Origin of the sequence: Crocosphaera watsonii WH 8501, from assembly GCF_000167195.1 — a bacterium.
Classification (GTDB): Bacteria; Cyanobacteriota; Cyanobacteriia; order Cyanobacteriales; family Microcystaceae; genus Crocosphaera; species Crocosphaera watsonii.
Genome location: NZ_AADV02000003.1, coordinates 224,767 through 241,970, shown reverse-complemented (window position 1 = coordinate 241,970; position 17,204 = coordinate 224,767). Strand labels below are relative to the sequence as shown.

The 17,204-nt window shown below is 35.9% G+C and carries 16 protein-coding genes and 2 pseudogenes; 16 read left to right on the top strand and 2 right to left on the bottom strand.

Annotation, left to right across the window (positions count from 1 at the left end; all coding sequences use genetic code 11):
* Positions 1-67: 67 nt before the first annotated feature.
* From CWATDRAFT_RS08220 to CWATDRAFT_RS08210, 3 genes and pseudogenes are all read left to right on the top strand, one after another.
* Positions 68-522, top strand: a pseudogene (locus CWATDRAFT_RS08220) (cupin domain-containing protein).
* A gap of 47 nt (positions 523-569) precedes the next feature.
* Positions 570-1,688 (top strand): DegT/DnrJ/EryC1/StrS family aminotransferase, encoded by a 1,119-nt coding sequence (locus CWATDRAFT_RS08215; RefSeq protein WP_007304567.1) that lies wholly within the window; start codon positions 570-572, stop codon positions 1,686-1,688.
* Positions 1,689-1,784: 96 nt separating this feature from the next.
* Positions 1,785-2,570 (top strand): HAD family hydrolase, encoded by a 786-nt coding sequence (locus CWATDRAFT_RS08210; protein ID WP_412093209.1) that lies wholly within the window; start codon positions 1,785-1,787, stop codon positions 2,568-2,570.
* 226 nt (positions 2,571-2,796) lie between these two features.
* Here the strand turns inward: CWATDRAFT_RS08210 and CWATDRAFT_RS08205 are convergent, their stop codons facing one another.
* Complete coding sequence (locus CWATDRAFT_RS08205; protein ID WP_007304565.1) at positions 2,797-3,213, bottom strand: hypothetical protein; 417 nt, start codon at positions 3,211-3,213, stop codon at positions 2,797-2,799.
* Positions 3,214-3,437: 224 nt separating this feature from the next.
* Here CWATDRAFT_RS08205 and CWATDRAFT_RS08200 point away from each other — a divergent pair, with 224 nt between their 5' ends.
* From CWATDRAFT_RS08200 to CWATDRAFT_RS08175, 7 genes are all read left to right on the top strand, one after another.
* A complete protein-coding gene (locus CWATDRAFT_RS08200) occupies positions 3,438-7,040 on the top strand; it encodes a CHAT domain-containing tetratricopeptide repeat protein (RefSeq protein WP_007304564.1) in 3,603 nt (1,200 codons plus the stop codon).
* 195 nt (positions 7,041-7,235) lie between these two features.
* On the top strand, positions 7,236-7,439 hold the full coding sequence (locus tag CWATDRAFT_RS08195) for a hypothetical protein (RefSeq protein ID WP_007309966.1): 204 nt from the start codon (positions 7,236-7,238) through the stop codon (positions 7,437-7,439).
* An 83-nt stretch (positions 7,440-7,522) separates the two neighbouring features.
* Entirely contained in the window at positions 7,523-7,693 is a 171-nt protein-coding gene (locus CWATDRAFT_RS37095) for a DUF6888 family protein (RefSeq protein WP_157134055.1), read from the top strand.
* A 13-nt stretch (positions 7,694-7,706) separates the two neighbouring features.
* A complete protein-coding gene (locus CWATDRAFT_RS38350) occupies positions 7,707-7,889 on the top strand; it encodes a DUF6887 family protein (protein ID WP_021831010.1) in 183 nt (60 codons plus the stop codon).
* Positions 7,890-8,161: 272 nt separating this feature from the next.
* A complete protein-coding gene (locus CWATDRAFT_RS08185; RefSeq protein WP_007304563.1) occupies positions 8,162-8,836 on the top strand; it encodes a RibD family protein in 675 nt (224 codons plus the stop codon).
* Positions 8,837-8,926: 90 nt separating this feature from the next.
* Positions 8,927-10,120: a GNAT family N-acetyltransferase gene (locus tag CWATDRAFT_RS08180; protein WP_007304562.1), complete on the top strand. Its 1,194-nt coding sequence runs from the start codon at positions 8,927-8,929 to the stop codon at positions 10,118-10,120.
* A gap of 73 nt (positions 10,121-10,193) precedes the next feature.
* Positions 10,194-10,706: a hypothetical protein gene (locus CWATDRAFT_RS08175; RefSeq protein WP_081450931.1), complete on the top strand. Its 513-nt coding sequence runs from the start codon at positions 10,194-10,196 to the stop codon at positions 10,704-10,706.
* Positions 10,707-10,979: 273 nt separating this feature from the next.
* Here CWATDRAFT_RS08175 and CWATDRAFT_RS08170 read toward each other — a convergent pair whose 3' ends face one another.
* The gene (locus CWATDRAFT_RS08170; RefSeq protein ID WP_007304560.1) at positions 10,980-11,414 is read right to left on the bottom strand and encodes a universal stress protein; all 435 of its coding nucleotides are present in this window, start codon (positions 11,412-11,414) and stop codon (positions 10,980-10,982) included.
* A 91-nt stretch (positions 11,415-11,505) separates the two neighbouring features.
* On the opposite strand from CWATDRAFT_RS08170, the gene dusA reads away from it, so the two are divergent.
* The 6 genes and pseudogenes from dusA (at position 11,506) to CWATDRAFT_RS08140 (ending at position 17,202) form a co-directional block, all read left to right on the top strand.
* Positions 11,506-12,534, top strand: coding sequence for a tRNA dihydrouridine(20/20a) synthase DusA (gene dusA, locus CWATDRAFT_RS08165; protein WP_071892189.1), 1,029 nt, complete (start codon positions 11,506-11,508; stop codon positions 12,532-12,534).
* Between the two features lie 69 nt (positions 12,535-12,603).
* Positions 12,604-13,656: pseudogene (locus CWATDRAFT_RS08160) on the top strand (CobW family GTP-binding protein).
* A gap of 208 nt (positions 13,657-13,864) precedes the next feature.
* On the top strand, positions 13,865-14,824 hold the full coding sequence (locus tag CWATDRAFT_RS08155) for a CobW family GTP-binding protein (RefSeq protein ID WP_007304557.1): 960 nt from the start codon (positions 13,865-13,867) through the stop codon (positions 14,822-14,824).
* 14 nt (positions 14,825-14,838) lie between these two features.
* Complete coding sequence (gene folE, locus CWATDRAFT_RS08150) at positions 14,839-15,495, top strand: GTP cyclohydrolase I FolE (RefSeq protein WP_007304556.1); 657 nt, start codon at positions 14,839-14,841, stop codon at positions 15,493-15,495.
* A 128-nt stretch (positions 15,496-15,623) separates the two neighbouring features.
* Positions 15,624-16,574 carry an Npun_F2552 family protein gene (locus tag CWATDRAFT_RS08145; RefSeq protein ID WP_007304555.1) on the top strand — a complete coding sequence of 317 codons (951 nt, stop codon included), beginning with the start codon at positions 15,624-15,626 and terminating at the stop codon, positions 16,572-16,574.
* A 196-nt stretch (positions 16,575-16,770) separates the two neighbouring features.
* A complete protein-coding gene (locus CWATDRAFT_RS08140) occupies positions 16,771-17,202 on the top strand; it encodes a hypothetical protein (protein WP_007304554.1) in 432 nt (143 codons plus the stop codon).
* The last annotated feature ends 2 nt before the right edge of the window (positions 17,203-17,204 follow it).

Below are 17,204 nucleotides of genomic sequence, written 5' to 3'. Positions count from 1 at the left end.
ACATTAACCAAATAACCTGATACAATCCAAAAATAGAGGCAAATTTTTACTCATTAAACTTAATATCATGATTCAACAAACCACTACTCAAAGCATGGTAGAAGAAATTACTTATAATGGACAAGTTTTAGCCATTGTTCTTCCCTATGAGTTTCGTCAACCAGGGATTCATTTTTTCACCCCAGATAGTTACTCTCAGCAACTTGCTTACATGAGACATCCAGAAGGGAAAGTTATTAAACCTCACATTCATAGACAAGTTCGCCGAGAGGTTTTTTTACCCAAGAAGTCTTATTAATTAAAAGAGGGAAACTACGAGTAGATTTTTATAACGACCATCGGGATTATTTAGAAAGTCGTGTTTTAAAAGCAGGTGATGTTATCCTCTTAATTAAGGGTGGTCATGGGTTTGAAGTTTTAGAAGAACTAGAAATGATTGAGGTTAAACAAGGCCCCTATGTTGGAGATAACGATAAAGTTCGTTTTTCAGGTATTGATGGGAGTCAGGCCGATATAAAATAAAAATTGGAACTAGCTTAATAACTATTTATCCTGAAACTATAATTATCATGGCTGACTTTATCCCTGTTAACGAACCCTTACTAGACGGTAATGAGAAAAAATATTTGAACGAATGTATCGACACTGGTTGGATCTCTTCAGGGGGTCCCTTTGTGAAGCAGTTTGAGGCCAAATTTGCTGAAACCGTCCGTAGAAAACACGCTATTACTGTCTGTAATGGTTCAGTTGCTTTAGATGCTGCGGTGGTTGCCTTAGACATCCAAGCAGGAGATGAGGTCATTCTACCTACCTTTACCATCATATCTTGTGGTGCAGCCATTGTCAGAGCCGGAGGTATTCCTGTGGTGGTAGATTGCGATCCTCTCACCTGGAATATGGATGTTAGCCAAATAGAAGCCAAAATTACCCCCAAAACAAAAGCGATCATGGTAGTTCATATTTATGGTCTCCCTGTAGATATGAACCCCGTCTTGGAATTGGCTGATAAATATGGCTTAAAAATTATCGAAGATGCAGCAGAAATGCACGGGCAAACCTACAGGGATAAACCCTGTGGTAGTTTCGGGGGTATTAGTACCTTTAGCTTTTATCCTAACAAGCACGTTACCACAGGAGAAGGGGGAATAATTGTCACCGATGATGATAGTTTAGCCGAAAAATGTCGCTCCTTACGTAACCTTTGTTTTCAACCACAAAGACGTTTTATTCATGAAGAGTTAGGTTGGAATTTACGCTTTACCAATCTACAAGCTGCTGTTGGTTTAGCACAATTGGAAAGATTACCAGAATTTGTGCAACGAAAGCGCAAAATGGGGGCTTTTTATACTGAACTTTTAGCCGAAGTTTCTCAGCTAGAATTGTCCTTAGTTAAAACTGATTATGCTGAGAGTATTTATTGGGTTTATGGGATGATTATAAAAGATGACGTTCCCTTTGATGCAGCAGAAGCAATGCAACGGTTACGAGAGAAAAAAATAGGAACTCGTCCCTTTTTCTGGGGAATGCACGAACAACCCGTTTTCCATAAAATGGGACTCTTAAAAGACGTTTCTTGCCCTGTAGCAGAAAGGTTATCTCGTCGAGGTTTTTATGTTCCCAGTGGTTTAGCTTTAACAGAAGATCAGATGAAACAGGTTGTTATAGCTGTTAAAGAAGTGTTTAACTAAAATTAGCTAAATACAATTTACAAGAAAAAGAAGAAACAAGAGTTTTTCAATTAAGTTAAACTCAATAAATAGCAATAATTTTATTAACTAATGAGCATGATCGATAAGCCGAAAATTTTAGCCCTTGATTTTGATGGTGTCATTTGTAATGGGTTAAAGGAGTATTTTCAAACAACCCTAAGAACTTATCAGAAACTATGGAAAGATGACTCTCAAAATGATTTAGAAATATGGGCAAATTCTTTTTATAAATTACGCCCCGTCATCGAAACAGGGTGGGAAATGCCTATTTTATTACGAGCATTAGTATTACAGTATGAACAGGACAATATTGAAAGTAACTGGCATAATGTTTGTTCAGAAATTGTTACCAAAGAAAACTTAAATAAACAACAAGTAATGTCAGCACTTGATGGAGTGAGAGATCATTGGATTCAAACAGACTTAGATAACTGGTTAGCTTTACATGAATTTTATCCAGGGGTGTTAGAAAAGTTAGGTAAACTGTTAGATTCTTCTACCCTTTTATATATTGTCACAACCAAAGAAGGAAGATTTGTTAAACAGCTTTTAAAAAAACAAAATTTGTCTTTTCCTGAAGATCATATTTTTGGCAAAGAAGTTAAACAACCAAAGTTTGATACTTTACGTCAAATCCTTAAAATTAATCAAGAAACTCCTAATAATTTATGGTTTATTGAGGACTTATTAAAGACTTTAAATAAAGTAAAAAGTCAAGAATATTTAACAGAAGTTAACTTATTTTTAGCTGACTGGGGATATAATACAATCAAAAGTCATGAACTTGTTAAACAAGATTCTACTATCAATTTACTTTCTTTATATACCTTTTCTCAAGATTTTTCTGAGTGGATTAAGTAGTTAATTTTATAGCAGTACAAAAAAATATTATGATATTACTAAAAGCTGATAATTAATTGTTTATCAACACATTCCTTTTATATAGAAATCATTTATCAGTTGTGGGAATTAATGTTGAAACTTATCCCCCCTAACCCCCCTTATTAAGGGGGGAACTAAAGGGGGGATCTCTATAATCTCATGAACCATTCGGTGATTGCTATATTATTACATTATTGTTGTTACATTATTGGTCATTTTCTGTATAGTCACAAAAAATATCTATACCAACTTTTAAGATCCATAATACTATCATTGTGGCTAAACCTGTATCTAGAGGTAACTGACATTTATCGATAATAGATACAATAATTCCTGTAATAATAGCGGTTTCTTTAGGATTTTTTCGTAAGTTTTTGATTTCGCTTTTTAAACTATCATTTTTATTGCAAATTTCTTTACGAAGTACGTTTAAGGTTACTTCCCATAAGGATTTATTTCCGTATTGAATAGTTTCATTTTTTGCTTTAAATAACTCATTAAAAGCTGTTTCTATATCTCCATCTTCTGTCAAAATCATTTCAAATGCTGTTTCTGTTGCTTCATCTTTTGGCCATTGTTTCTGCCAATATTCTATGTCTGATAAGCTTAATTTTGTAGTCATAACTAATCTTAGTTTATTGTAGGTTGGGCATTGCCCATCTTATTGTTTATTATATATATATAGCAATCATAATCATGATTCATGAGAATGTCGAGAACCCCCCTTATTAAGGGGGGTTGGGGGGATCAGAATACACTTAATTCTCACAACTGATAACTGATTGCTATATCATTGGTAGGGTTTAACAGTTGTTGACCCCTACGGAGATAATATTATTATTTTTTATGTCATTAATTATCATACGGGAAGAAGGGAAAACAGAAAACGGTTTTTCTGCTCAATTAATTATTAATAATCAAGAATATTCTATTACTGTTTCAGATCCATTTACCAAGGAAGATGAAACCCTTTTAGAATGGTATTTTGAGGGGTGGTTAGTGACTCCCATGTTAAACACAGAAACTGCTAAAAAAGCGGCAGATAGTGTTAATGATTATGGGTTGTCTTTATTTGAACAGGTTTTTAAGCAAGATTTTGCTCTTTATAGTGATTACCGTCAACTAAAACCTAAAATAAATGAGATCGCTTTTGAAATTCAAAGTAAAACCCCTGAGTTTCAAGCACTACACTGGGAAGGGATGAAAGATCCTGATTTACCTCGGCCTTTTGCGGTAGATTGTTTGATGACTCGTCGTTTAATTAATCCCATTAATATTAATATTGATATTCCTGTTTCTCCCGTCATCAATTTATTAGCAGTGATCGCTCGACCGGATGAGGATAGTGATGTGGGTTATCGGACAATTTCCCGTCCTTTAGTAGAGTTAATTGAACAAGGTAATCTGAGGGTTAATCTGGATATTTTACGTCCTGGTACTTATGAAAGTTTATCTAAGCATTTGCAAGAAAAGGGCCGTAACTATTATCATATTATTCATTTTGACTTACATGGTGGTTTGATGAGTTATAAGCAGTTTCAAGATGGTGTAGAAAAGAGTCGTTATTTTTATCAACGGGGTTATGGTTTAGATGATTTAGAGCCTTATGAGGGTGTGAAAGCGTTTCTTTTTTTTGAAGGAGAAAATAAAGGTAAAGCCGTTCCTGTAGAAGCAGCAGAGTTAACAGATTTATTAACAGGTAAAAATATTCCTGTTTGTATTCTCAATGCTTGTCAATCTGGGAAACAGATAAGGCTTGACAAAACAGAAAAAATAGACGATAATAAAGTTAAGGTGGGAAAAGGTGCGCGCCTACAGTATAGTAATGAAACCAGTTTAAGTAGTCGTTTGTTACAGGCAGGAATGCAGATGGTTGTAGGGATGTCATATTCTGTGACTGTTTCTGCTGCAAAGCTGATGATGAAAGAGTTGTATGGACAGTTATTTAACAATCAACCCATTACTGAAGCGATACGGTTAAGTCGTTTAGAGTTATACAACAATAAAGAGAGACAAGCTTATTTTAATGAGATTATTGATCTCGAAGACTGGTTACTTCCCGTCGTATATAACAATCAACCCCTTAACTTTAATTTACGGGAGATGACACCAGAGGAAACAGAAAAATATTACACCGACTTAGAACAATCATATCGTTTCCCTTTACCTATATATGGTTTCGTGGGACGAGACTTAGAGATACTGAAAATAGAAAAGTCATTGTTGAAACATAATGTCTTGTTATTACAGGGAATGGGAGGAACCGGAAAGACTACTTTATTGAACTATTTACGGGAATGGTGGACAAAAACCCATTATGTGGACAAGATATTTTACTTTGGATACGATGAAACAGCTTGGACAGTAGAACAGATTATATTTAACATCGGACAGCAGTTCTATGATAAGTATCAGTTCGGTACATTCCAAGCAATGGGAGACGCTGCAAAATTAGGAAAATTGATTATAGACTTAAGATCCCATAATCATGTTTTAATTTTAGACAACTTAGAATCAGTCACGGGACAACCTTTAGCGATTCAAAATACGTTAGATAAAGATGAACAGCAGAAACTGAAATATCTCTTAAAACGGTTGAAGGGAGGAAATACAAAAATAGTTTTAGGATCTCGCAGTGATGAAAGTTGGTTAAAAGATGTTTATACCAACAACAATATTATCTACCGTTATCCGTTACAGGGGTTAGATAAGGAGTCAAGAACCGAACTTGCAGAAAAAATACTGGATGCAATGATTCCTAACCCCAAGAAACGAGAGAAGGTGAAAGCAGATGATAATTTTGAACGGTTAATGAAGCTTTTAGCAGGATATCCTTTGGCAATGGAAGTTGTCTTAGGAAACTTAAAAACCCAAACCCCTGAAGAAATATTAAATGGGTTACAATTAGCAGATGTTAACTTAGATGCAGACAGTGAAAATAAGACAGAAAGTATCCTCAAGTGTGTTGAATATTCCCACAGCAACCTATCACCCGATGCACAAAAATTATTGTTATGTTTAGCCCCTTTTAGTAGTTTTATTTATCGGGAGGTGATACCAAACTATGTCCAAGAATTACAAAAACTAGAACCATTTAAAGACTATCCTTTTGAACAGTTTGAAGAGGCGATATCAGAAGCCATACATTGGGGTTTGTTGTCTCCAATGTTATTGGGTGATCCTCCACAAACTGAAGAACACTTATTAACCATTCAACCAGTTTTTCCCTATTTTCTGAGAACTAAGGTAAACGAATTAGATATAGAAACTCAAGACACATTACAAGAAGGATTTAAGAATCATTATATTGAGGGAGGTAATTATTATATGAGTTTATTGCAGTCAAAAGAAGTAAATAAGAGACAATTCGGGATTTTTTTCTGTCGTTTGGAGTATGGAAACTTGTTTACAGCGTTGCAAATATGTTTAGAAAAAGAGGGTAAAATTGATATATATCAGTGTTTATATAAATATTTAGTTATCATTAATAACTATCGAAGTTGTCTTAATATAGATAAGTTTGTTTGTGAAAAAGTTGAACAATATTCCCAAGATTTCAAAGAAACTAACTTAGGTATTGATAGTATCATTCCTTTTTTTCAAAAAGCCAATAATTACTTAAGATTAAAACAAGAATCAGTAGCTAAAGAAGCTTATTTACAAGTAGTTAAATTACTAGAGTCTTTGAAGAACGAAGAAGAGGCAGAAAAACAGAGTATACTAGCTCGTACTTACCATCAGTTGGGAATAATAGCCGAAGATACACGGGAATGGAAAACAGCACAAACCTATTACGAGCAAGCTTTATCTATTAAAATTGAATACGATAATCGCTACTCCCAAGCAACAACTTACCATCACTTAGGAATAATAGCGCAAAAGCTACGAGAATGGGAAGAAGCAATAAATTATTACGAACAAGCTTTGTCTATCTGTGAAGACTATGGAGATCGCTACTCTAAAGCTAAAACCTACCATCACTTAGGAATGGTTGCAGAAGCGTTAAGAAACTGGAAAGAAGCAATAAATTATTACCAACAAGCTTTGTCTATCTGTGAAGATTATGGAGATCGCTTCTCTCAAGCATTAACCTACCACCATTTAGGAGTATTAGCACAAGAGTTAAGGCAATGGGACCAAGCACAAACCTATTACCAAAAAGCTTTATCTATTTGTATTGAATACGGCGATCGCTACGAAAAAGCAAAAACCTACTTTCACTTAGGGAAAGTTGCAGAAGCAACGGAAAACAGAGACGACGCTAAAAATTATTACTTACAAGCATTACAAATATTTGTTGAGTTTAACGATGAATACGGGTTAAGCATTTGCTTACCCAACATCAAACGGTTTTATCAAGAAACCCAAGATGACAGCATCTTAGAAGCAGTTGCGTCTTTATTAAACAAGACAGTTGAGGAGGTTAGGGAGGGTTTTAATAATGGATAATGACGTGAGTTCGGAGTTAGGAGTTCGGAGTTCGGAGTTCGGAGTTCGGAGTTATAGCAGTCGCCAAGGCTCCGCAGGACATTTTTCTGTTGCCTGTTCCCTGTTGCCTGTTCCCTGTTCCCTTAAAATATAATGGCGATCAAAATAAGATAGATTAGAAGAAGATTGAAAAACCTATAAAAATGAGGAAAAATTATGGGTGTAAAAGATTATCCTTTTGCTCAAGAATTGATTACAGATAATCAAGGTAAGATTCAGCAAGTCGTCATTAACTTTGAAGATTATCAACAAATGATAGAAGCTTACGAAGATACTGGCCTCTATCGTGCCATGATAGAAGTTGAAGACGAAACCCCTTTAAGCCTTGAAGAAGCCTTAATTGAATTAGAGAAAGAATGAAAACCAATTATCTTCCTAACCCATTAACTAGCGATCGCCTATCAAAATCATCTATAATAAAATCATTCTGTGTTTAGATCAGCATGAAACCAACACCAGCGCAGACAGAAAAACTGTATGACATTGCTTATTGGATAACGGAATATCTCAAAGAACCCATAACCATTATTAGAGTTGATGAGAGAACACCACATTATTTATACGTTCAATTCGGCACTGAAGACGAACGATTTTTCTTAATTACCGTTGATTGAGAGATATTATCAGATGAGTCAAACTAACCCTAAATTTCAGTCAATGACCAACCAACAACTACGCGCTTATTTTAGAGAAATACGGGATGAGAATGCGTTTCAAGAAATTCTAGCTCGAGGACTTGACGAACAAGATAAAGCTGTTGTACGTGCATTTAAAGCTTGGAAAGACACAAACGAGTCAACACAGTCTTAACTTTCAGTTATATTCGTAGGGTGGGTTAGACCGCTATAATTTAGGTGATCATCACAACATAACCATCCTTCGTAACCCACCATTTTCGAGCAACTATCATTGTTTTGATATTTTGGTGTATTACGCTTCACTAATACACCCTACAGTTTTATTTGAAAATGCTTGGCTTTGGCTACTGTTTCTGAAACCTACTTCTTTTACCCTAAATCAGAGGTTATAAGCGCACACCTTTTCCATTATCCTTATAATACCATGTCAAGTCAAAAAATACAATGGAAAATAGACCCAAAACAACAGTTATTTTAGCCACGACTGCCGATGGAAAAATTGCTGATTTTCAACGCAATGCAGCGAGGTTTGGCTCAGATATTGATAAAAATCATTTAGAGAAACAAATATCATTAGTAGATGGTGTTATATTTGGTGCAGGAACATTAAGAGCTTATGGCACCACTTTAACCGTGAGAAACACTGAATTATTAGCACAGAGAAAACAAGAAAATAAACCCAGTCAACCCATTAATATTGTTGTTTCTGCTTCGGGGAAAATAGCCGATAATTTACGCTTTTTTTCTCAACCTGTCCCCCATTGGTTAATTACCACAGAAGAAGGAACAAAAAATGATACTTCAAACTTTGAAAAAGTATTAACATTTTCTCCTGAAGAAACAGGAAAAATCAACTTAGTCGCAGCATTTAAACATTTAAAAGAAATAGGATTAAATAATCTAGCTATTTTAGGAGGTGGGGAACTGGTAGCTAGTTGTTTAGAAGAAAATTTAATCGATGAATTTTGCTTAACCCTTTGTCCCTACATTTTAGGAGGAAAAACAGCACCCACTCCCGTAGAAGGAAAAGGGTTTCTCTCAAAACATAGTCAAAAATTAGAACTATTAAGCTTAGAACAAATAGAACAAGAAATTTTCTTACATTATAAGGTATTTTAATGAAGTCAGAAGAATGATCAATAATTTAGGCTGTCATTTGCAGAAAAATTTATTATCCTAGATAGATGGTTCCCCAAACAATGTTAATCTATGTTTAAACGAGCAAAACCTCAATACTCTATCAGTTGGATTCAAAAAATTTCTGAAATACCTAAACCCGTTTGGGATGAACTTGCAACCCCCTTAAAAACCCCTTTTTTAGAGTGGGAATGGCTAAATAATATCGAAACTTCCAAAAGTGCAACTTCTCGTACAGGATGGCAACCTTGTCATTTAACAATATGGAGAGATAAACAGTTAATTGCTGCTGCACCTTTGTATATTAAAGGACATAGTTACGGGGAATTTGTTTTTGATCATCAATGGGCCGACTTATCCCATCGTCTCGTTATTCCCTACTACCCTAAACTTCTAGGAATGACACCCTTTACTCCTGCTGTGGGTTATCGTTTTTTGATTGCACCTAACGAAGATGAAGCAGAAATTACACAAATGATGGTAGCAGCAATTGATCATTTTTGTGATCAAAATAAACTGTCAGGGTGTCATTTTTTATTTGTTGACCCCGACTGGAAACCGATAATTGAAAATTGTGGTTTTAGTAGTTGGTTACATCATAGTTATATTTGGTCTAACCCCAGTTTTAATAATTTTGATGACTACTTAAAACAGTTTAATGCTAACCAAAGACGCAATATTAAACGAGAAAGAAAAGCAGTTGGTAAAGCTAACTTAAATATGAAAGTGTTAGCAGGGGAGGATATTCCCCATCATTTGTATCCCATGATTTATCGCTTTTATAGTAGTACCTGTGAAAAGTTTTATTGGGGAAGTCAATATTTAACCCGTAAATTTTTTGAACAACTTTATCCCCATTATTCCCATCGTGTAGTCTTAGCTGCTGCTTATACAGATTATGATGATCATAAACCCGTGGGAATGTCTTTTTGTATTAGAAAAGATGATAACCTATATGGCCGTTATTGGGGATCTTTTGAAGAATATGATTGTCTTCATTTTGAAGCTTGTTATTATCAACCCATAGAATGGGCCATCAAAGAAGGAATAACAATGTTTGATCCTGGTGCCGGAGGAAGACACAAAAGAAGACGAGGTTTCCCTGCTACTCCTAATTATAGTTTGCACCGATTTTATGACCAGAAAATGAACCAAATTCTTCAACATTATATCCCCGAAATTAATAATATGGAACAAGAAGAAATTGATGCTGTTAATGATGACTTACCCTTTAGTAAAAAGGAAATACAAATTAAAGATTTGTAAAAGTATTTGCCTAAAATAAATATTTATGGTACGGTATATGTGTTTTTTATAAAATCAGAATAAAATGACAATCATGAACTGTGTTTTAAATAAAAAGGTAACTCGTTTATTAGGGATTAGTGTATTAATAGGGATTAATTTATTACCCTTAAATATACAACCTAGTCATGGTCAAACCTGTACCGCTTTTCCTGTTGTTGGTGGACAAGAAGAAAACGAAACCGAGGTAACAAAAACCGTTTCTCAACCCAGTTTACCTATACCTTTACCAGGGCCTGCGAGTGCGGGGGTAAATAATAACTGGAATACAGATTTCTCTATTATTCCTCTCAAAGCATACAATAAATATATTGTTACTTTTACCCCTAAAAGTGATGGAGACTATAAAGTGCGAGCTTATCTGAAATATAATGATAATACTGCCGATGAAATCTACAACGAACAAAAAAGTTACACAGCAGGACAACCAATAGTAATAGAAGGAGTTCCTAAAGCAGATAATCTTCCTATTCAAGTTAATTTATTTGTCGGTGATCCCATTTCTATAACCAAAACTTATACCGTCTCTGTGAAAGGTTGTGTCTAAGCATTTTAGATATTATTAAGAGACATTTCATTAAATGTCTCTAGACTTAGATTATTTATGATAAAAGAGATCCCTTTTTATCCCCCCTAACCCCCCTTTTTAAGGGGGGAATAATTGGGAAATAATGTATAAGCTGTTGTGCATTTAAACCGCTTATTTTTGAAATGGATAAAAAAGCTATAATCCTCTTAACTTTTGCTTTTTGCCTTTTGCCTTTTGCCTTCTAAAAAGCATTTTAAATGCTTTTTAGCTTATTCTATGGCGGAAATAACCTTATTTATAATCACGCCAAACTAACACAGGACATTGAGCCAAACGAACAACTTTTTCGGCAACAGAACCCAACAAAAAACGATTTAATCCTGTACGTCCATGAGAAGCGATGACAATTAAATCAATGTTATTTTTTTTAGCATAATCAACAATTTCTATGCTAGGGTTTCCCACTCTAATAACTAATTTTAAGTTATCAACCAAAGATTTAGGATAACGTTCATAAAAAGAATTTTGAACATTTTGCTCGCGAGTATTATTGTCTAAAGTTGACCAAATAACCCCAGGATCGACAGCCTCTAACGGTAATAAAACATTAATAACCGTTATTTTATTGGGGTCTTTGATAAAATTTAGAGTTTCATCAAGGGCATTAAAAGAATCTTGAGAAAAATCAATAGGAACTAAAATGCGATCGCCAATAAATAAACTCATATTGATATAGCATTAAGTGTTAAGATGAGTACGGTACACCAGAGTTCGGAGTTCGGAGTTCGGAGTTCGGAGTCATGGTTTTTTCAACATAATTAACGAAAATCAAGTAAACTCAATGAACCCGTTAAGTGTAGCACCGATGATGGATTATACAGATCGCCATTTTCGCTACTTGATGAGGCAAATTACTCGCCACACTTTACTATACACAGAAATGATTGTCAGTGCGGCCATTAAACACGGCGATCGCCCAAAACTATTAGACTTTTCCCCCGAAGAAAAACCCCTATCCTTACAACTGGGAGGAGATAACCCCCAAGAGTTAGCCGAATGCGCTATCATTGCCGAAGATTGGGGTTATGATGAAATAAATTTGAATGTGGGATGTCCTAGCGATCGCGTTCAAAGCGGTCATTTTGGAGCCTGTTTGATGGCTAAGCCAGAATTAGTGGCCCAATGTGTCCAGAAGATGCAACAAGGGGTTAATATACCCGTCACAGTTAAGCAGAGAATTGGTATTGATGATCAAGACAGTTACGAAGAGATGGCCCGTTTCGTGGCGATCGTTGCTGAAGCAGGGTGTCAACGCTTTACAATACACGCAAGAAAAGCTTGGTTAAAAGGATTAAGTCCCAAAGAAAACCGAAATATTCCCCCCCTAAGATACCAAGACGTTTATCGTCTTAAACAAGATTTTCCTCACCTTTTGATCGAAATTAATGGTGGTATTACCAACCTAGAACAAGTAGACAACCATTTAAAAATAGTTGATGCTGTAATGATTGGTAGAGCAGCCTACGATAACCCCTATTTATTTGCGACTGTGGATCGAGATATTTATCAAGAAGATATCATTCCAGCAACCCGTCATGAGATTATCGAGAAAATGTTACCTTATATCGACCATTGGGTGAGTCGTGGCCATAAACTCCATCGTATTAGTCGCCATTTATTGGCCATGTTTGCTGGTATTCCAGGAACAAAAGCCTGGAAACGCTATATTAGCGAAAATGCTCATTTACCCGGTGCAGACTCTCAAGTTATTATCGAAGCCTTAAAACGAGTACAAAGGTTACGTGACGCTGATCCAGTGGGTAAGACAGATGGTTTTCTTCAATGAGTGACCATTGGTGAATTATGATAATGATAATCATTGTTTAAATATCTGAAAAGCAATTAACTCAAGACTATGACTCGTCTAGACTTCAACCTCTCCGATGCTCTGCCATCCTTACCCAAATGTGGAATGCCAGTCACCATAATTACTGGTTTTTTAGGTAGTGGTAAAACAACTTTACTCAATCAAATTTTACAGAATAAAGATAACCTAAAAATAGCGGTTTTAGTCAATGAGTTTGGTGATATTAATATTGATGAGCAACTGCTTATTTCAGTAGAATCAGATATGATAGAATTGGGAAATGGTTGCATTTGTTGCACCATTAATGATGGTTTAGTTAATGCTGTCTATCGAGTCTTAGAAAGAGAGGAAAAAGTAGATTATTTAGTTATCGAAACAACAGGATTAGCAGATCCTTTCCCAATTATCATGACTTTTGTGGGAACGGAATTAAAGGTTTTGACTCGCCTTGATGCTATCATCACAGTTGTTGATGCAGCGGCTTTTGATGCTAAACACTTTGATAGTGATGCTGCTCTAAGACAAATTAGATATGGTGATATGGTGATTTTAAATAAAATTGACTTGGCAACAAAAGATAAAATTAACGAATCAAAAGTATTTATTGAAAAGATTAAATCAGAATTTAGAATTTTGGAAAGCGAATATGGACAAGTACCTTTACCTTTAATTTTAGATGTTGGTCTGAATCAAACAGATAACTATAAAGCTGAAATACGCGAATTTAGACGCAATAAATCGGCTTTTAACAATCATTTAGAAACCGATGGGTTTAATTTCGTTTCGTTTCAAAGTGATCGCCCCTTTGAAATTAAAAAATTTGAACATTTTTTATCCCAACAACTACCCAGTAATATCTTTCGTGCCAAGGGAATACTCTGGTTTCAAGAAAGTCCCTCCCGACATATTTTTCAACTGAGTGGACCTCGCTACGATCTTCAAGCCGATGATTAGCAAACCCATCCAAAAAACGAACTTGTCTTCATTGGCCGTAATCTAGATCAGTCATTAATTAAACAACAGCTTGATGAATGTTTAATTAAGCCAGATATTAACCATTCATTTAGTTTACCTAAATTATTTGATAAACATACTGATTAATTTTTGTCAAGGATACTCTAGTTACGTGGGTTAGGTGTTATGATTTTTTAACCAGAAAATGAGGGTTTGAGACTTCTTAGTTGAGTCAGTTTTCTCCAAATTTCCTTATATCCAACTCAGGTTAGTTAGGTTGAAAAAATAAAAGTTTTGAGAACGATTATCCTTATAGTATAATTAACTTTTGTAAACCCAATTGCTTCTCTTTGCCATGTCAGGGATTAATCAGCAAGGATTACCAGTCAGTATAATTACCGGGTTTCTCGGTAGCGGCAAAACAACCTTACTCAATCAAATTCTGCACAATAAACTTGACCAAAAAGTTGCGGTACTGGTTAACGAGTTTGGTGACATAAATATCGATGCCCAACTTTTAGTCTCCTACGAGGATGACATGGTAGAGTTAAGTAATGGTTGTATTTGCTGCACCATCAATGACGGTTTAATACAAGCTGTAAAAAGAATCTTAGCTAGGAAAGAAAAAGTAGATCGTTTGATTATCGAAACCACAGGGGTAGCTGATCCTTTACCAATTATTTTGACTTTTGTTGGCTCAGATTTTCGATATTTCACACGGTTAGATGCGGTTATCACCGTAATTGATGCAGAAACTTTTACCCCAGAACACTTTGATAGCGAGATTGCCTTTAAACAAATTAGCTATGGAGATATTCTCTTATTAAATAAAACCGATTTAGCCAATAAGCAACAAATAACCGCATTAGAAACCTACATTACCTCTATCAAAAAGAATCCCAGAATTATCCCTACCCAATACGCCCAAGTCTCTTTACCGTTAATCTTGGATGTGGGCTTAACTAACACAGATAGTTTTCTGGAACCAGAATATCGCCACAATTCCCATCACCTCAAAACAGATGGTTTTATATCCATGTCTTTTCAAAGTGACAAACCCTTTGATGTCTATAAATTTCACAAGTTTTTAAGCGAAGGACTTCCTCTAGAAGTATTTCGTGCCAAAGGAATTGTTTGGTTTGCAGGAAGCGAATTACGCCATATTTTCCAACTGTGCGGACAGCGCAACGATATCAAGTCCGAACCCTGGTCTAACTCTCCTGCCAACCAACTAGTCTTTATCGGTCGTCATTTAGATGCCGATAAACTCCGCCAAAAGCTAAATAACTGCTTAGCTACTTCTCTTACTGTTTAATTTAACTCAACATTATGACTTTAGCTCAGTCTCAACCGAATCCACTTAACAACATCGATAATAAATTACCATCATTAACTACTACACAACGGCCTCTTGTTTCTGACGAGGAAATGCGCCAAGCGGTAAGGACTTTATTGTTAGGATTAGGGGAAGATCCAGATCGCGAAGGTTTAAAAGATACACCAAAACGAGTGGTTAAAGCTCTTAAATTTTTGACTTCTGGCTATCATCAATCCTTAGACGAACTTCTTAATGAAGCAGTTTTTCATGAAAGTGCCAATGAAATGGTCTTAGTTCGTGATATTGACCTATTTAGTTCCTGTGAACATCATATCTTACCCATTATTGGCCGCGCTCATGTTGCTTATATTCCCGATGGGAAAGTAATTGGACTCTCAAAAATTGCTCGTATTTGTGAAATGTACGGACGACGTTTACAGGTACAGGAAAGACTGACCGGACAGATTGCCGATGCACTTCAAGGATTGTTACAACCGAAAGGGGTAGCGGTAGTTGTAGAAGCAACTCATATGTGTATGGTAATGCGAGGAGTTCAAAAACCTGGTTCTTGGACTTCCACCAGTGCAGTCAGAGGAGAATTTGCCAATGATGCGAAAACTCGTCAGGAGTTCATGAGTTTAATTCAACACAACCCTGGGCTGGGTTAACGGATTTCCCCTAATTTTTCTGTCACTGCTAGAGATGAGCTTAAAACTCATCTCTAGCGTTTTTTGGCCACATTGTTTAGCATAGAAATATATTAATATATTGAGTCTTTACTTAGTAAACCATCATTATGTCTAGCGTCAGTTTATTATCAGCCCATTCCTACCATCGCCCTTTACTAAAAACCTCTTTAGAACAACTTTTAGAACCATTAGGAGGAATCAACTCTTTTGTTAAACCCGGCCAAAGAGTGTTATTAAAACCCAATTTATTAACCGGAAGTCGTCCTACCAAAGAATGCGTCACCCGTCGAGAAATGGTCTATTGTGTTGCACAGTTGGTCAAAGAAGCAGGAGGAACACCCTTTTTAGGTGATAGTCCCGCTTTTGGTTCTGCTCGTGGGGTTGCCTTAGCCAACGGTTACGGAGAAATTATAGAGGAATTAGGCTTAGAAGTAGTAGAATTCCAAGGCAAACGTTACAGCCACGATAGCGATAATTTTAACCATTTACGTCTATCTAAAGAAGCTATGGATGCTGATGTGGTTATTAACCTGCCTAAAGTTAAATCCCATGTTCAGTTAACCTTAACCTTGGGAGTGAAAAACTTGTTTGGTTGTGTTCCTGGTAAAATGAAAGCTTGGTGGCACATGGAAGCCGGAAAAGATGCTAACCTTTTTGGGGAAATGTTGGTGGAAACAGCTAAAGCGATCGCCCCGAATTTAACCATTATCGATGGTATTATTGGTCATCAAGGAAATGGTCCGAGTAATGGAGAACCCAGAGAATTAGGTATTTTGGGGGCTTCTGCGGACGTTTTTGCCTTAGATTGCGCCATGATTGAACTCTTAAAGGTATCTCCTTCCTCCATTCCCACCTATGCTGCTCAAAAACGCTTAGGGTTAACCAGTAATCTTGCAGATATCGAATTTCCCCTCTGCCATCCCACTGAATTACAAATTAATGATTGGCAGTTACCTAAACAACAAATGCCCATTGATTTTGGACTACCTCGGGTGATTCGTTCTACCTTCAAACATTTATATATTCGCCTACTCCGAGAACCCTTGAAAATAACTTAAAACTAAATTAATTATTGACTATAACTTTTCTAGGGGCTTAATATTATTAAGCCCCTAGATGTTGTGAATTTTATTTTCTCTTTATAGCTTTGATTGATGATAACTTCTAAATTGAAGGAAAGGAAAAAATACTCATAATAGAGGTTGTTAAAGTCTTAAACGATCTCGGTTATTTGTTCATCGAGGACATAATTAAATGAAAGGATTTTTAGTTGGCATAATTTCAATTGTTGCCCTAGTTTCTGTTGCCAAAATAACACCAGCCGAACCCATTAAACAAACTTCTGGGCAAACAAATTCTAATCCTGAAAATATAGCCAGACAGTCTCCCTATGAAGTAGGTACAATCACAGGAGTAGTTTCTGGTGCTTATGGTAGTATTATTTTTGTAGAATTATCGGATCAAACTAAACTAAAATTTCATCATCCCAGTGGTTCGTTAGCTAGAGGTGAGCGAGTTCTTGTCTATCAAAAAGACGGAGAACATTTCCTTATAGAAGCTTCTAACCCTCGTCGCCCGAATTTCTCACAAAATCTGCGATCACCAAACACAGAAGCCTTACAGGAAGTGGGTTTGAACAGAGCGATCGCAGATTTCCCCAACCAACAGTCTGTTGTCAGATTTTAAGT

What these genes read in the sequence shown, in the direction of transcription:
- CWATDRAFT_RS08215 (WP_007304567.1), top strand. Translation starts at nt 570, where the DNA reads ATGGCTGACTTTATCCCTGTTAACGAACCCTTACTAGACGGTAATGAG.
- CWATDRAFT_RS08210 (WP_412093209.1), top strand. Translation starts at nt 1,785, where the DNA reads ATGATCGATAAGCCGAAAATTTTAGCCCTTGATTTTGATGGTGTCATT.
- CWATDRAFT_RS08205 (WP_007304565.1), bottom strand. Translation starts at nt 3,213, where the DNA reads ATGACTACAAAATTAAGCTTATCAGACATAGAATATTGGCAGAAACAA.
- CWATDRAFT_RS08200 (WP_007304564.1), top strand. Translation starts at nt 3,438, where the DNA reads ATGTCATTAATTATCATACGGGAAGAAGGGAAAACAGAAAACGGTTTT.
- CWATDRAFT_RS08195 (WP_007309966.1), top strand. Translation starts at nt 7,236, where the DNA reads ATGGGTGTAAAAGATTATCCTTTTGCTCAAGAATTGATTACAGATAAT.
- CWATDRAFT_RS37095 (WP_157134055.1), top strand. Translation starts at nt 7,523, where the DNA reads ATGAAACCAACACCAGCGCAGACAGAAAAACTGTATGACATTGCTTAT.
- CWATDRAFT_RS38350 (WP_021831010.1), top strand. Translation starts at nt 7,707, where the DNA reads ATGAGTCAAACTAACCCTAAATTTCAGTCAATGACCAACCAACAACTA.
- CWATDRAFT_RS08185 (WP_007304563.1), top strand. Translation starts at nt 8,162, where the DNA reads ATGGAAAATAGACCCAAAACAACAGTTATTTTAGCCACGACTGCCGAT.
- CWATDRAFT_RS08180 (WP_007304562.1), top strand. Translation starts at nt 8,927, where the DNA reads ATGTTTAAACGAGCAAAACCTCAATACTCTATCAGTTGGATTCAAAAA.
- CWATDRAFT_RS08175 (WP_081450931.1), top strand. Translation starts at nt 10,194, where the DNA reads ATGAACTGTGTTTTAAATAAAAAGGTAACTCGTTTATTAGGGATTAGT.
- CWATDRAFT_RS08170 (WP_007304560.1), bottom strand. Translation starts at nt 11,414, where the DNA reads ATGAGTTTATTTATTGGCGATCGCATTTTAGTTCCTATTGATTTTTCT.
- CWATDRAFT_RS08155 (WP_007304557.1), top strand. Translation starts at nt 13,865, where the DNA reads ATGTCAGGGATTAATCAGCAAGGATTACCAGTCAGTATAATTACCGGG.
- folE (WP_007304556.1), top strand. Translation starts at nt 14,839, where the DNA reads ATGACTTTAGCTCAGTCTCAACCGAATCCACTTAACAACATCGATAAT.
- CWATDRAFT_RS08145 (WP_007304555.1), top strand. Translation starts at nt 15,624, where the DNA reads ATGTCTAGCGTCAGTTTATTATCAGCCCATTCCTACCATCGCCCTTTA.
- CWATDRAFT_RS08140 (WP_007304554.1), top strand. Translation starts at nt 16,771, where the DNA reads ATGAAAGGATTTTTAGTTGGCATAATTTCAATTGTTGCCCTAGTTTCT.